Genomic DNA, 15,057 nt, shown 5'->3' with positions numbered 1-15,057 from the left:
TACGAAGTTACCGGGCCGCTGATCAGCGCTCGCTGTCGAGGTGTGCCATCTGGGCCGCCGGGTAGCGCTCGCCGGCCGCGGCGTCGGCGGGCACGGCCGCCTCGATGGCGGCGAGGTCGGTGGCGTCCAGGGTCACGTCGAGCGCGCCGAGGGCCTCGGTCAGGCGGTCGCGGCGGCGGGCGCCGACCAGCGGGACGATGTCCTCGCCGCGCGCGGCGACCCACGCGATGGCGATCTGCGCGACGCTCGCGCCCTTCTGCTCGGCGATCTTCCGCAGCTGCTCGACGAGGTCCAGGTTGTGCTGGAGGTTCTCGCCCTGGAAGCGCGGGCTGAAGGCGCGGAAGTCGCCCGCGCCGAGCTTGCGGTCCCGGCTGAAGTGCCCGGAGATCAGGCCGCGCGAGAGCACGCCGTACGCGGTGACGCCGATGCCGAGCTCGCGGGTGGTGGGCAGGATCGACTCCTCGATGCCGCGCGAGATGAGCGAGTACTCGATCTGGAGGTCCGAGATCGGGGCCGTCGCCGCCGCCCGGGCGATGGTGTCCGCGCCGACCTCGGACAGGCCGATGTGACGTACGTAGCCCTGCTCGACGAGCTCGGCGATGGCGCCGACCGTCTCCTCGATCGGCACCTCGGGGTCGAGGCGGGCGGGCCGGTAGATGTCGATGTGGTCGACGCCGAGGCGCTGCAGCGAGTACGCGGCGAAGTTCTTCACGGCCTCGGGGCGGGCGTCGTAGCCGTTCCACGCGCCGTCCGGGCCGCGCAGGGCGCCGAACTTCACGCTGACCAGCGCGTTCTCCCGGGTCGCGGCGGGGGCCGTGCGCAGGGCCTCGCCGAGCAGCAGCTCGTTGTGGCCCATCGCGTAGAAGTCGCCGGTGTCGAGGAGCGTGACCCCGGCGTCGAGCGCGGCGTGCACCGTGGCGACGGACTCGGCGCGGTCGGCCTCGCCGTACAGCGCGGACATGCCCATGCAGCCGAGGCCGAGGGCGGCGGTGCGGGGGCCGGTGGTGCCGAGGGTGCGGGTGGGGAGGGCGGTGCTCATGAGGGCTCCTTCGGGTCGGTGCCTCCAGCGTCGCATGACAGGTGACAGATTTCAATATCTGTCACCTGTCATCTGTCATGCGATGTCCGCTACTGTCTGCGCATGCTTCTCGGCTTTCTGGTCTACGTCGTGGTGTTCCTCGGGTCGCTGGTCGGGGCGTGCGCACTGCTCGGGTACGGCTGTGGGCAGCTCTCGGGGAAGCGAGACGCGCTGCGCGGCGCGGCGGCGCTGGCGGGCGCGGTCGCGGCGGCCCTCTACGCGTGGGGCCTGCTCGGTGTGGCCGGCGCGGTCCTCACGGCCGAGGACGGCGGCACCGGCTCGTCGCCGGTCATTCCGTGCCGCACCGGCGACATGGGCCGCGACGCGCACATCGTCGACTACACGGTGCGTTACGTGCCGCTCGGCTTCGTCTGCGAGACGAGTGACGGCCGCGGCTCGTACGCCACGGACGACGTGCCGGGCTATGTGAACCCGGGTGCGGCCCTGTTCGGGCTGTCGGCGGTGGTCGGGGCGGTGGGCGTCGGGTATCGGGGGGAGCTCCGGGCCCGCCGGGCGTAGCGGACGCGGTGGGCGGAGGGTCGGCGCCACCGCCGCCCGGTCATGAGCCGGTGGCCGCCTTGGTGACGGCCGCGTCCTCCGCGTCCTCGAGGCGCTCCGCCGTCCGGCGCGCCGTCTCACGGGCCCAGTGGCCGCTGGTCAGCGCGCCGAGGACCAGGACCGCGAGGCCGCAGCCCGCGATGATCCACCAGCAGGAGCGGCTTGCCTCGACGAAGGCCTTCGCGTACGAGGATCCCGCGACGCCCGAGGCGAGCACCGCGCCGATCACCGCGACGCCGAGGGTCTGCCCGATCTGGCGGCTGGTGGAGGCGACCGCCGCCGCGACGCCCGCCTGGGCGCGCGGCATTCCGGAGACGGCGGTGTTGGTGATCGGGGCGTTCACGAAGCCGAAGCCGATGCCGAACAGGACGTAGCCGATGAAGAGCGTGACGTTCGAGGTCTCGGCGTCGAACGCGGCGAAGAGGACACCGCTCGCCGTCATCATCACGCCCGCGACGAGGAGGGGCAGACGCGGTCCGCGGCTTCCGACGAGGCGGCCCGACAGCGGCGCGCACACCAGCGTCATCGCCGCCATCGGCAGCATCCACAGGCCCGCGTGCAGGGCGTCGAGGCCGCGGACGTCCTGGAGGTAGAGGGTGGAGAGGAAGAGGAAGCCGCCGAGCGCAGCGAAGCCGCAGATCGCGATCACGGTGGCGCCGCTGAACGGGGCCGAGTGGAAGAACCGCAGGTCGATGAGGGGTTCCTCGCGGCGCGGCTCGTACAGCAGGAGGCCGGTCAGGGACGCGGCGGCGAGCGCCGCGAAGACCAGGATGCGGACCGAGGTCCAGCCCGCGTCGGGCGCCTCGATGATCGCGTACGTGAGCGAGCCGAGCAGCGTGATGATCAGGAGCTGGCCGACCGGGTCGGGGCGGCGGGCCTTCGGGGCGCGGGACTCGGGAACGTAGCGGAGGGTGAGGAGCAGGGCCGCGAGGCCGACCGGCAGGTTGATCCAGAAGATCGAGCGCCAGCCGACCGAGTCCACGAGCAGGCCGCCGACCAGCGGTCCGGCCGCCATGGAAATGCCGACGACGCCGCCCCACACGCCGATGGCGCGGGCCCGTTCGCGCGGGTCCGTGAAGGTGTTCGTGATGATCGACATCGCGACCGGGTTGAGCATCGAGCCGCCGACCGCCTGCAGCATCCGGAACGCGACCAGGGCCTCCAGGCTCGGCGCGAGCGAGCAGGCCACGGACGCCACCGTGAAGACGGTCAGGCCGACCGTGAAGACCTTGCGCCGCCCGATCCGGTCGGCCGTCGACCCCGCCAGCATCAGCAGCGCGGCGAGGACCAGCGTGTAGGCGTCGATCGTCCACTGCATGCCCGACAGGGTGGCGTCGAAGTCCTTCGCCATGGAGGGGAGCGCCACGTTCAGGACGGTGTTGTCGAGGCTGACGATCAGCAGGCTCATGCAGCAGATCGCCAGGACGAGCATCCGCCTGCGGTGGGTCAGGGTTTGTCGTGCATCGGGCATGTGTCCGACGGTAGCCGGATGTGCTGTGAGGGGGCATGCGCGGTGGGCCCCGCGGGTGCCTCGGGCGGGGCCGCGCGGGGAGTGAGGGACAATGGATGCTTGCCCCCACCCGTCGTCCGTCCCGGAGAGCCCTGAGATGTCCGCCCTGACCATCGGCCCCCACCTGGTGCAGCCCCCCGTGGTGCTCGCCCCCATGGCGGGGATCACGAACGCGCCGTTCCGCACCCTGTGCAGGGAGTTCTCGGGCGGCAAGGGCCTGTTCGTGAGCGAGATGATCACGACGCGGGCGCTGGTCGAGCGCAACGAGAAGACGATGCAGCTCATCCACTTCGACGAGACCGAGAAGCCTCGCTCGATCCAGCTGTACGGGGTGGACCCGGCCACCGTCGGCAAGGCCGTCCGCATGATCGCGGAGGAGGACCTGGCCGACCACATCGACCTGAACTTCGGCTGCCCGGTCCCGAAGGTGACGCGGAAGGGCGGCGGGTCCGCGCTCCCGTACAAGCGTCCTCTGCTGCGGGCGATCCTGAAGGAAGCCGTGTCCGGGGCGGGCGACCTCCCGGTCACCATGAAGATGCGCAAGGGCATCGACGACGACCACATCACGTTCCTCGACGCGGGGCGGATCGCGGTCGAGGAGGGTGTCACGGCGATCGCGCTGCACGGGCGCACGGCGGCGGAGCACTACGGCGGTACGGCGGACTGGGACGCCATCGCCCGGTTGAAGGAGCACGTCCCCGAGATCCCCGTCCTCGGCAACGGCGACATCTGGTCGGCGGACGACGCGCTGCGGATGGTGCGCGAGACCGGGGTCGACGGGGTCGTGGTCGGGCGTGGGTGCCTGGGGCGGCCGTGGCTGTTCGCGGATCTGGTGGCGGCGTTCGAGGGGCGTGAGGAGCGGGTCCGGCCGACGCTGCGGGTGGTGGCGGACGCGATGGTGCGGCATGCGTCGCTGCTCGGCGAGTGGATCGGCGACGAGTCGCGCGGGGTCATCGACTTCCGCAAGCACGTGGCCTGGTACCTGAAGGGGTTCGCGGTCGGCGGCGAGCTGCGCAAGCGGCTCGCGACCACGTCGTCCCTGGACGAACTCCGTTCCGGCCTGGACGAGTTGGACCTCGACCAGGGCTGGCCGGCCGGCGCGGACGGACCTCGCGGCCGTACGTCGGGCAACGGCCGGGTGGTCCTGCCGGACGGGTGGCTGAAGGACCCGTACGACTGCGCGGGCGTCTCGGAGGACGCGGAACTGGACACGTCCGGCGGCTGACCGATCGTTGTTGACCGGCGCCGTCCACCGGCCTCGGGGCTCTGCCCCGGACCCCGCTCCTCAATCGCCGGAGGGGCTCAAAGAGACCGGCACCGCGCAATAGGACTCAGGCTCCCACCGCCGTCAGCAGCGCCAGCGGTGCCGCCGCTGAGCGGGACTCACGCTGGCAGGCGTGTGGGTAGGGGACCGGGCCCGGGTACGCCGAGCGGGCGTAACCCGCGATGACCTCCGGGAGGCGGCCGCCGCACGCGGACGACGCCGCGATCAGGCCGGCCGCCACCGTCCGCGCCTCGTCATGCAGCCCGTACCGCGCGAGGCCGAGCGCGATCAGGGCGTTGTCGTGCGGCCAGACCGAACCGCGGTGGTAGGAGAGCGGGTGGTACGCGGCCTGGCCGGAGGCCACCGTGCGGACACCCCAGCCGGAGAAGAAGTCTGGTTCCAACAGGCGGCGGCCCACTGCCTCGCCGTATTCCTTGTCGAGGAGGCCCGACCAGAGAAGGTGGCCCGCGTCCGACGCGAGCGCGTCCAGTTGGCGGCCCTCGCCGTCCAGGGCCAGTGCCGGGAAGCCGTCCTCCTCCATCCAGAAGTCACGTACGAAGCGGTCCCGCAGGTCCGACGCCGCCTGCTCCAGCAGATCCGCGTAGACCGTGTCGGACCAGACCGTGCGCGCCAGCGTCGCCGTGCGGCGCAGCGCGTCGTAGGCGTAGCCCTGGGCCCCGGCCGCCATCACGGGGCCCGTCGCCCGGCCGCCGTCCGCCGAGCAGATCGCCCCGGGGGAGTCCTTCCAGTTCTGGTTGGCGAGGCCGCCCCGGTCGGCGCGGTAGACCAGGTACCCCCGCGAGGTGAGGCCGCCGTGGTCGAGCATCCAGCCCACCGCCGCCCGCGCCTGGGACTCGAGGCGCCGCGCAGGTGCCACGTCCCCGGTCTGCTCCACGTACGCGCCGAGCAGGACAAGGAACAGCGGCGTCGCGTCCACCGAACCGTAGTAGCGGCCGTAGGGGACCTGGCCGAAGTGCGCCAGCTCCCCGTGCCGCACCTCGTGCACGATCTTCCCGGGCTGTGCGACCGCGCCCTCCACCGGCTCGGTGGCCTGCGTCGCGGCCAGGACGGGGAGCGTCGCCGCGGCCAGTTCCGGCCGGTACGGCAGCGCGAAGAGCGAGGTCAGGGCCGCGTCCCGGCCGAGCAGCGTCAGGAACCACGGCACCCCGGCCGCAGGGACCAGATGCCGCTCCCCGTCGGGCCCGGCCGCCGGCACCCGTAACACCGCGAGGTCGGCGAGCCCCCGCGTGCAGGCGTCCGCGAGTTCGGGCCATGAGCCAGGCAGCTCGACGCCCCGCCTGAACTCCTCAACCGTCTCTGCCAGTTCGGCCGCCACCGCCGCCGGGCCCGTCGCCGCCCGCACCGGCTCCGCGCCCGAAGGTCGCGCCACCACCCGCAGCGTCAGCTCCGCGCTGCCCTGCCCCGCGAGGTCCAGCGTCCACACGAGGCGGCGTGCCCCGGTGCCGGTCTCCTCCACCCCGTCGGGCGCGGGCTCGCTGGTCACCGTCGTCGAGGAGCGCCAGTCGCCGCGCGTGTACGTGAACTCCACGCCGTCGTCGAGGACTTCGCGCGTGCGCACCGCCCCGGTCTTCACGTACGTACGGTGGTCGGAGCGCAGCTCGAACTGGTCGGTGAAGTCGGCGTCCACCGTGAGCGCGATCCGTACCGTCGTCGGCACCGGACGGTTCGAGACGACCTTCAGGAGCTCCACGAACGAGCCGTCCGTCACCGCCTGTTCGCGGAACAGGGTGTACGCCGAAGGGTCCTGGCGCCCGCCGCCGCGCGGCACGAGGACGCAGCGGGCGACGCCCTCCTGCTCGTACGACATGGGGGTGAGGACCTCGGGCGCCGCCCCGTCGACCGTGAGCTGCCAGCGGCACAGGTGGCGCGCGTCCCGCACGAACAGGCCGTCCGGCGAGGAGCCGCCGCGCAACGCCGTCAGCGCGCCGGACGGGTCGGTCGCGGCGAACGTCCGTCCGTGCACCAGGAGTTGGCGGCCCTGTCCGTATCCGTATCCGTACCCATCCGTCATCACGACGTCCTCTCGGCCAGCAGATCCAGCGTCAGCGCGGCCGTCCAGCCGAAGCCGCGGGCGCCGCGGCCCGCCCCCGTACGGGGATCCACGTACTCGGCGAAGTCCGAGGCCCCCGCGACGTCGAGCATCGCGGCGCGCAGGCGCCCGGCCCGCGCGTGCTCGCCGTGCAGGCGAAGGCCGTGCTCCAGGAGCCAGTTGGTGTTGAACCAGGCCGGGCCGCGCCAGTAGCGGTGCGGGTCGAAGGCCGGTCCGAGCAGGTCGTAGCTGGGCGCCATCCGCACCAGGCCGCCCAAGCCGAAGTGCGGTCCGCACGCCGTGTCCACGAGCGCCCGCACCACCTCGTGCGGCAGCGTCGGCAGGATCAGCGGCAGCAGCCCGGAGACGCCGTACTCGCGGACGAGGCCGCCCCCGCCCCGTAGATCCCGGCAGAAGAACATCCCGGCCTCCGGGTCCCACAGCCGCCGCACCAGCGCCGCCGTGAGCCGCTCCGCGCGCGCGTGCCGCGCCGACCCCACGGCCCCCAGTTCGCGGGCGATCCGGGCCAGCGCGTGCTCGGAGGCCGCGAGCAGGGCGTTGAAGGACGGGTCCTCGACCGCGAACCCGCCCGCCCCGTCCGCGTGCGCGAACCCGTTCTCCCCGTCCGCGTGCGCGAACCCGTTCTCCCCGTCCGCGTGCGCGAACCCGTTCTCCCCGTCCGCGTGCGCGAACCCGCCCTTCCCGTCCGCGTGCGCGAACCCGCTCTCCCCGTCCGCGTGCGCCAACTCACCCTCCCCGTCCGCGTATCCGGCGTCCCGGTAGTCGGCCGCGAGGCGTACGTACCGTCCGTAGTCGAGGTCCGTCGGCCGGTCCTGGGACGCGCCGTGCGCCAGGTCCGCGCGGCGGAACGCCCGGGCGGGGGAGACCCGGCGGAGCGGGGCGTCCCAGCACGGGCTGTTGTCCATGCCCTGCTCCCACGGGTGGATCACGGAGGCGAGGCCGGCGCCGCCGTGGTCGCGGCGGTGCAGGAGGTAGCGGTGCCAGGCGGCGAGCCGCGGGTACACGCGGGCCAGGAAGCCGCGGGAGCGGGAGAGGCCCGGGTCCGCGCGGTGCACCAGCCAGGCGGCCAGCGCGTGCACGGGCGGCTGCACGATGCCGGAGGTCTGCACGGCGGCGGGGGCGCCGGTGGCGTGGCCCGCGGTCGAGGAGCGCCAGAAGTCGGGGCTCGGGAAGTAGGCGTCGAGCGCGACGGCGGGGTTGAAGACGATGTGCGGAATCCGGCCGTCGCCCCACTGCGCGGCGAGCAGCGTCTCCAACTCGCCCTGGGCGCGCAGCGGAGAGACATGGCGCAGGCCGATCGCGATGAACGCCGAGTCCCACGACCACTGGTGGGGGTAGAGCGTGCGCGAGGGGACCGTCGACGTACCCGTCCAGTTCGCTTCGAGGACGCGCGCGGCGCGGTCCCGTAAGGAGGAGCGGGGCCGCGCGGAACGCAGCGCCCCGCCGCGCCGCTCGGTCGTGTGCTCCACAGGCTTTCCCACACCCCTTCCAACGGGTGTCGGTTACGCGGTTCACCGCATAGGGTTACGTCTATTTAACACGCAAAACCCAGAATGTAACGCGCAGTTGGTGAACGCAAGGGGGTTACAACGGCATGGCGGGGAATCGGGCGAGCGCCGGAGAGCTGCTGCACCTGGTGCGCAGCGGCAGAGCGACCACGAGAGGCGCCCTCCAGGACGTCACGGGCCTGTCCAGGGCCACCGTCGGGCAGCGCCTCGACCGGCTCTTCCGCGCGGGCTGGCTGCGCGAGGGCGCCGCTGACCCGGTCAACTCCCGGCTCGGCGGCCGCCCTTCGGTCCACCTGGAGTTCGACGACACGCACGCCGTGGTGCTCGCCGCCGACCTTGACACCCGGCACGCCCGCGCCGCCGTCCTGACCCTGGGCGGCGAGGTGCTCGCGGAGCACATGGACACCCTCACCGTCGAGGACGGGCCCGAGCAGGTGCTGTCCCGGCTCGGCGGCTGGTTCGGCGACCTGCTGAGGAAGGCGGACCGCTCGCCGGACCTGGTGTGCGGGATCGGCCTCGCGGTGCCGGGCCCCGTCGACTTCGGCTCCGGCCGGGTCGTCCAGCCGCCGATCATGCCCGGCTGGGACGGCTACGACATCGTGGGCCGGCTCGCCCGCGCGACCGCCGAGGGCGCGGGCACCCCGGCCGACGTCCCGGTCCTCGTCGACAACGACGCCAACCTCATGGCGTACGGGGAGCAGCGCACCGCCCACCCGGACTGCCGCGCCTTCGCCCTGGTCAAGGTCTCCACCGGGATCGGCGCGGGCGTCGTCGTGGACGGCGCGGTCTACCGGGGCATCGACGGGGGCGCGGGCGACATCGGGCACATCCGGGTGCCGGACGGCGCGGACGCGCTGTGCAAGTGCGGCTCGTACGGCTGTCTGGCCGCGGTCGCCAGCGGCCGGGCCGTGGCGCGTCGGCTCACGGAGGCGGGCGTTCCCGCGGCCTCGGGCTCCGATGTGCGCGAGCTGCTCGCCGCCGGGCACCCGGAGGCGCTGCGGCTGGCGCGGGAGGCGGGGCGCTCGGTGGGGGAGGTCCTGGCGACCGTCGTGACGCTCCTGAACCCCGGCGTTCTCATGATCGCCGGAGATCTGGCCGGAACTGCCTTCCTCACGGGAGTCCGTGAACTCCTGTATCAACGGGCGCTGCCCCGCTCGACCGCGCATCTGGACGTGGTCACCTCCCGGCTCGGCGAGCGCTCCGCGCTCATCGGAGCGGGAGCGCTGGTGGTGGAGGAGCTGTACGCCCCCGGGCGGGCCGAGCGCCGACTGGCCGTACTGGGCCTGTGACGCGCCCGTTTCGTCCCCTGAGGGGCGTCCGCATGCTGGAACGGGACCGTCCGGGAGCCGCTTCAAACGGCGTGATTCTCGCCACCCCTGATCGGGGTTGCGCTCAGATGAGCGCTTAAAGCCCGTCTGTACTTCTCCAAGCCCTGGCACTCAGTGCCATCGCTCGATCATTTACATCCTGAACGCACAAACGAGCAGGACTCGCTCATGTGAGCAATGAGCGGGGTCTACGGGGGTAGTGTCTTCAAGTAATGAACGCAAGGTCCAAGGGTCCACCTCCCGTGCATCACTTTCGATCTCCTGGCGGACGGGTGGTTACGCCCGTATGACAGCTGAGTGGACGTACCCACAGGCCTTGGATCTGGGTATGTTCCTCGCCGTCAGGGCAGCCACCCGAGCCTCGAGGAGTCGAGACCCGTGTCGGAAAACAAAGATCCTCAGGTAGCGAAGTTCGTTTACGACTTCACCGAGGGAAACAAGAACCTCAAGGACCTTCTCGGCGGCAAGGGCGCGAACCTCGCCGAGATGACCAACCTGGGCCTTCCCGTCCCTCCGGGCTTCACCATCACCACCGAGGCCTGCAAGGTCTACCTCGACAGCGGCGAGGAGCCGGTGGCACTCCGTGACGAGGTCTCCCAGCACCTCGACGCGCTCGAGAAGAAGATGGGGAAGAAGCTCGGCCAGGCCGACAACCCCCTTCTGGTGTCGGTCCGTTCGGGCGCGAAGTTCTCCATGCCCGGCATGATGGACACCGTCCTCAACATCGGCCTCTCCGACAAGTCGGTGCAGGGCCTCGCCAAGCAGGCCGGCGACGACCGCTTCGCCTGGGACTCGTACCGCCGCCTCATCCAGATGTTCGGCAAGACCGTCCTGGACATCGACGGCGAGCTCTTCGAGGACGCCCTGGAGAAGGCCAAGGCCGCCAAGAAGGTCGCGGTCGACACCGACCTGGACGCCGCCGAGCTGAAGAAGCTCGTCACGCGCTTCAAGAAGATCGTCAAGACCGAGGCCGGACGCGACTTCCCGCAGGACCCGCGCGAGCAGATGGACCTCGCCATAAACGCGGTCTTCGAGTCGTGGAACACCGACCGCGCCAAGCTGTACCGCCGCCAGGAGCGCATCCCCGGCGACCTCGGCACGGCGGTCAACGTCTGCTCGATGGTCTTCGGCAACCTCGGCCCGGACTCCGGCACGGGCGTCGCGTTCACCCGCGACCCGGCCAGCGGCCACCAGGGCGTCTACGGCGACTACCTCCAGAACGCCCAGGGCGAGGACGTCGTCGCGGGCATCCGCAACACCGTGCCGCTCGCCGAGCTTGAGCAGATCGACAAGAAGTCGTACGACCAGCTCATGCAGATCATGGAGACCCTTGAGAACCACTACAAGGACCTCTGTGACATCGAGTTCACCATCGAGCGCGGCCAGCTGTGGATGCTGCAGACCCGCGTCGGCAAGCGCACCGCCGGTGCCGCCTTCCGCATCGCGACGCAGCTCGTCGACCAGGGCCTGATCGACGAGGCCGAGGCCCTCCAGCGGGTCAGCGGCGCCCAGCTCGCGCAGCTGATGTTCCCGCGCTTCGACGACGAGGCGAAGGTCGAACTGCTCGGCCGCGGCATCGCCGCCTCCCCGGGCGCGGCCGTCGGCAAGGCGGTCTTCGACTCGTACACCGCCATCAAGTGGTCGCGCTCCGGCGAGAAGGTCATCCTGATCCGCCGCGAGACCAACCCCGACGACCTCGACGGCATGATCGCCTGCGAGGGCATCCTGACCTCGCGCGGCGGCAAGACCTCGCACGCCGCCGTCGTCGCCCGCGGCATGGGCAAGACCTGTGTCTGCGGCGCCGAGGAGCTGGAGGTCGACACCAAGCGCCGCCGGATGACCATCGGCGAGACCGTCGTCGAGGAGGGCGACGTCGTCTCCATCGACGGCTCCACCGGCAAGGTCTACCTCGGCGAGGTGCCCGTCGTGCCCTCCCCGGTCGTCGAGTACTTCGAGGGCCGCATGCACGCGGGCGCCGACGACGCCGACGAACTCGTGGGCGCCGTCCACCGGATCATGGCCTACGCGGACCGGGTACGCCGCCTCCGAGTACGCGCCAACGCCGACAACGCCGAGGACGCGCTGCGCGCCCGCCGCTTCGGCGCCCAGGGCATCGGCCTGTGCCGCACCGAGCACATGTTCCTCGGCGACCGCCGCGAGCTCGTCGAGAAGCTGATCCTCGCCGACACCGACGGCGAGCGCGAGGAGTCCCTGAAGCTGCTCCTGCCGCTCCAGAAGCAGGACTTCGTCGAGCTGTTCGAGGCGATGGACGGCCTTCCCGTCACCGTCCGCCTGCTCGACCCGCCGCTGCACGAGTTCCTCCCCGACATCACCGAGCTGTCGGTGCGTGTCGCGCTCGCCGAGTCCCGCAAGGACAACAACGAGAACGACCTGCGCCTGCTCCAGGCCGTGCACCGGCTGCACGAGCAGAACCCGATGCTGGGTCTGCGCGGTGTCCGCCTCGGCCTCGTCATCCCCGGCCTGTTCACCATGCAGGTCCGTGCCATCGCCGAGGCCGCCGCCGAGCGCAAGAACGCCAAGGGCGACCCGCGCGCCGAGATCATGATCCCGCTCGTCGGCACCGTCCAGGAGCTGGAGATCGTCCGCGAGGAGGCCGACCAGGTCATCGCGGAGGTCGAGGAGCAGACCGGCGTCAAGCTGAAGCTGGCCATCGGCACCATGATCGAGCTGCCCCGCGCCGCCCTCACGGCCGGGCAGATCGCCGAGGCCGCCCAGTTCTTCTCCTTCGGCACGAACGACCTCACGCAGACCGTGTGGGGCTTCTCCCGGGACGACGTGGAGGCCAGCTTCTTCACCGCGTACCTGGAGAAGGGCATCTTCGGGGTGTCGCCGTTCGAGACGATCGACAAGGACGGCGTCGGCTCGCTCGTGAAGTCCGCCGTCGAGGCGGGCCGTGCCACGCGCCCCGACCTCAAGCTCGGTGTCTGCGGCGAGCACGGCGGCGACCCGGAGTCGGTCCACTTCTTCCACGAGGTCGGGCTCGACTACGTCTCCTGCTCCCCGTTCCGCATCCCGGTCGCCCGCCTGGAGGCCGGCCGCGCGGCCAGCAGCTCCGAGGGCAGCGACCACCGCTGACCGGCGGCCGGAGCCCGTCAGGCCGCTCCTGACGGGCCCTGAACTCCGGGGCCGCCGCGAGTCCCCGACCCTCACCGATTCGCGGCGGCCCCGGTATCCACGAAAGGGCGGCACCCCTGTGCGGGGGGTGCCGCCCTTTTCCGCGCGTGCGTACCCTTCGGTAACCCCCACAGACGTCGTCCCCCCGAAGGAGAGCCGACCCATGAGCGGCTGGAGCGCGACCGACATCCCCGACCAGCAGGGCCGTACGGCGGTGGTCACCGGAGCCAACACCGGCATCGGCTACGTCACCGCACGCGAACTGGCCCGCGCCGGCGCCCACGTGGTCCTGGCCTGCCGCAGCGAGCCGCGCGGCACCGCGGCCCTGGACCGGCTGACGTCCGAGGCGCCGGGCGCGCGGGCCGAGTTCGCGCCGCTCGACCTCGGGGACCTCGCCTCCGTACGGGCCTTCGCCGAGGCCCGCCAGGACCGCCCGCTCGACCTCCTCGTCAACAACGCGGGCGTGATGGCCCTCCCGTTCGGCCGCACCGCCGACGGCTTCGAGACCCAGTTCGGCGTCAACCACCTCGGCCACTTCGCGCTGACCGGGCTGCTGCTGCCGGGCCTCCTCGCGGCGCCCGCGCCCCGCGTCGTCTCCGTCTCCAGCGCGCTGCACGCCCTTGCCAACATCGACATCGCGGACCTCAACAGCGAGCGCAAGTACGGGCGTTGGATCGCCTACGGGCGGTCCAAGACGGCCAACCTGCTGTTCGTGCACGAGCTGGCGCGGCAGGCGCGGGCGGCGGGCGCGAACCTCGTCGCGGCGGCCGCGCACCCCGGGTACGCGGCGACCGAACTGCAGGCGCGCAGCGCACGGATGGAGGGCCGCAAGGGCATGGAGCGGTTCTTCGACGTCGGCAACCGGTTCTTCGGTCAGCCCGCGGCGGCCGGGGCGCTGCCGACGCTGCGCGCGGCCACCGACCCGGGCGTGCGCCCCGACGACTTCTACGGGCCGCGCGTGGCGATGTGGCGCGGCGCCCCCGTCACGTCCTGGCGGACGTCGTGGACGGTCAACGACGCGGCGGGGGAGCGGCTGTGGGCCGCGTCGGAGCAGCTGACGGGCGTGGACTTCAAGGCGCTGGGGCACGCATGACGGTGGACCGGCACCCCCTCCAGCAGGGGCGCCGGTCCACCGTCGGTCACAAGAGCCGGACTCAGCTGTTGGTGCCCGCCTTGCGGCGACGCACCACGTAGACCGCGCCGGCGCCGAGCACGACGGCGGCGCCGCCCGCGAGGCCGATCGTCGGCAGGGCGGAGGAGGAGCCGGTGGAGGCGAGCGAGCCGTCGTCGTCACCGGAGCCGGTGCCGGAGCCGGAATTGGCGACCGGGGAGGCGCTGCCCTGCGGCTTCGGCTTGTTGGGCGTGGCGGAGCCGGAGTTGCCGGCGCCGACCGGGTTGATGGTGAAGTCGTACACGGCGAGGTCGCTCGTGCCGCAGCTCGCGTCCTGGTTGAAGTACTCGCCGATGGCGATACTGGCGCCGTAGCCGGCCGGGGTCGAGCGGTCGATCGTCAGACGCAGCGGCAGGTCGGCGTGCGCGCCCGGCTTCACATTGGTGAACTCGCCCGCGTAGCTCTCCTGGTCGACGGTCTTCCAGGTGCCGCCCTGCTTCGACTTCAGGTGCAGCTTGCTGGAGATGTCCTTCTCGCCGGTCTTGTCGACCGCGCCGACGGCGACGAAGGGCAGCACCGTCTCGAAGGTCTGCTTGCTGGTGTTCGTCAGACGCAGCCGGAAGTCGACCGTGGAACCGGCGGCGATCTTGGACGGGAGGCCGGAGAGGGCGGCCTTGAGGGCGGTGCCCTCCGTGCACTCCGGGTCGCCCGGCTCGCCCGGCTCGCCGGGGGTGCCCGGCTCCTGCTCCAGGGCGTCGGCGAGCGCCTTCTCGGCGGCCTCCTTGGCTTCGAGAGCGGCCTTGATGTCCTGGTCGGCCTGGTGGATCTGCTTGGTGATGGCGACGCGGGCGTCGTCCAGGGCCGTGTCGGCCGCATCGAGCTTGGCGTCGGCGTCCGTCTTGGCGGTGGCGGCGGCCTCGGCGGCGGTCTTGGCGGTGTCCAGTTCCGTCTGGGCGGCCGCCTTCTCCTCGTCGGTCTTGGCGGCGTCCAGCTTCGCCTGCGCGTCGGTGACCGCCTGGTCGGCGGTGGTCTTGGCGGTCGCGGCCTTCTCGGCCTCCGCCTTCGCCTCTTCCCGAGCCGCGCGGGCCGGGAACGTCGGAAGGTCCGTGTCCTCGAGCTGCTGGACGAGCGCGGCCCGGGCCTCGACGGCCGCCTTGTACACCTTCTTCGCCTCCTTCACCGCCTTCTTCAGCTCGGCTATGGAGGCGTCCTGCTCCTGGGTCTGGGCCGCAGGCTTCGTGTCGGCGAACGCCGGAGAGACGGACAGCAGCGCCACCGGAGCGGTCACGGCGGCGACTGCGGCTGTCGCGAGAATCTGACGGATCTGCACGGGACGCCCTCTGTTCGGGTCGGAGTAAGGCGCGAATAAGCGCTGAGGTGCCGAGATCCTAAGGCGGTTCGAGGGCGCCCGTGCGGGGCTTTCTGTCCGGGTGTGAGCGGCGTTCTGCGCTTACTGGGGACGAAATACGGACGGATTGTGAAAGTTGCTCTCTA

Annotated in this window: 10 protein-coding genes; 5 read left to right on the top strand and 5 right to left on the bottom strand. The window is 72.0% G+C overall.

The window, feature by feature from the left end:
* Positions 1-22 precede the first annotated feature (22 nt).
* The gene (locus ACFV9W_RS08540; protein ID WP_385756901.1) at positions 23-1,039 is read right to left on the bottom strand and encodes an aldo/keto reductase; all 1,017 of its coding nucleotides are present in this window, start codon (positions 1,037-1,039) and stop codon (positions 23-25) included.
* Positions 1,040-1,141: 102 nt separating this feature from the next.
* Here ACFV9W_RS08540 and ACFV9W_RS08535 point away from each other — a divergent pair, with 102 nt between their 5' ends.
* A complete protein-coding gene (locus tag ACFV9W_RS08535; protein WP_385756900.1) occupies positions 1,142-1,597 on the top strand; it encodes a hypothetical protein in 456 nt (151 codons plus the stop codon).
* A gap of 40 nt (positions 1,598-1,637) precedes the next feature.
* On the opposite strand, the gene ACFV9W_RS08530 is transcribed toward ACFV9W_RS08535, so the two are convergent.
* On the bottom strand, positions 1,638-3,107 hold the full coding sequence (locus ACFV9W_RS08530; protein ID WP_385756898.1) for an MFS transporter: 1,470 nt from the start codon (positions 3,105-3,107) through the stop codon (positions 1,638-1,640).
* 136 nt (positions 3,108-3,243) lie between these two features.
* Here ACFV9W_RS08530 and dusB point away from each other — a divergent pair, with 136 nt between their 5' ends.
* Positions 3,244-4,371: a tRNA dihydrouridine synthase DusB gene (gene dusB, locus ACFV9W_RS08525; protein ID WP_385756896.1), complete on the top strand. Its 1,128-nt coding sequence runs from the start codon at positions 3,244-3,246 to the stop codon at positions 4,369-4,371.
* A gap of 106 nt (positions 4,372-4,477) precedes the next feature.
* On the opposite strand, the gene ACFV9W_RS08520 is transcribed toward dusB, so the two are convergent.
* Both ACFV9W_RS08520 and ACFV9W_RS08515 read right to left on the bottom strand, forming a co-directional pair.
* The gene (locus tag ACFV9W_RS08520; protein WP_385756894.1) at positions 4,478-6,442 is read right to left on the bottom strand and encodes a glycogen debranching N-terminal domain-containing protein; all 1,965 of its coding nucleotides are present in this window, start codon (positions 6,440-6,442) and stop codon (positions 4,478-4,480) included.
* On the bottom strand, positions 6,442-7,950 hold the full coding sequence (locus ACFV9W_RS08515; RefSeq protein WP_385756892.1) for a hypothetical protein: 1,509 nt from the start codon (positions 7,948-7,950) through the stop codon (positions 6,442-6,444). Before ACFV9W_RS08515 ends, ACFV9W_RS08520 begins: the two co-directional genes overlap by 1 nt.
* A gap of 125 nt (positions 7,951-8,075) precedes the next feature.
* On the opposite strand from ACFV9W_RS08515, the gene ACFV9W_RS08510 reads away from it, so the two are divergent.
* The 3 genes from ACFV9W_RS08510 to ACFV9W_RS08500 all read left to right on the top strand — a co-directional run bounded on the left by ACFV9W_RS08510 (position 8,076) and on the right by ACFV9W_RS08500 (position 13,545).
* Positions 8,076-9,278 carry an ROK family protein gene (locus ACFV9W_RS08510; protein ID WP_385756891.1) on the top strand — a complete coding sequence of 401 codons (1,203 nt, stop codon included), beginning with the start codon at positions 8,076-8,078 and terminating at the stop codon, positions 9,276-9,278.
* 417 nt (positions 9,279-9,695) lie between these two features.
* Positions 9,696-12,413 (top strand): pyruvate, phosphate dikinase, encoded by a 2,718-nt coding sequence (gene ppdK / locus ACFV9W_RS08505; RefSeq protein ID WP_385756889.1) that lies wholly within the window; start codon positions 9,696-9,698, stop codon positions 12,411-12,413.
* Positions 12,414-12,615: 202 nt separating this feature from the next.
* A complete protein-coding gene (locus ACFV9W_RS08500) occupies positions 12,616-13,545 on the top strand; it encodes an oxidoreductase (RefSeq protein WP_385756888.1) in 930 nt (309 codons plus the stop codon).
* A gap of 61 nt (positions 13,546-13,606) precedes the next feature.
* Here ACFV9W_RS08500 and ACFV9W_RS08495 read toward each other — a convergent pair whose 3' ends face one another.
* Positions 13,607-14,851, bottom strand: a complete 1,245-nt coding sequence (locus ACFV9W_RS08495; protein ID WP_385756886.1) for an LPXTG cell wall anchor domain-containing protein — start codon at positions 14,849-14,851, stop codon at positions 13,607-13,609.
* Positions 14,852-15,057 lie beyond the last annotated feature (206 nt).

Source organism: Streptomyces sp. NPDC059897 (assembly GCF_042730865.1).
GTDB lineage: Bacteria > Actinomycetota > Actinomycetes > Streptomycetales > Streptomycetaceae > Streptomyces.
Note: the sequence above shows the minus strand (reverse complement) of the source record. Positions and strands in the feature narration are given on the sequence as shown.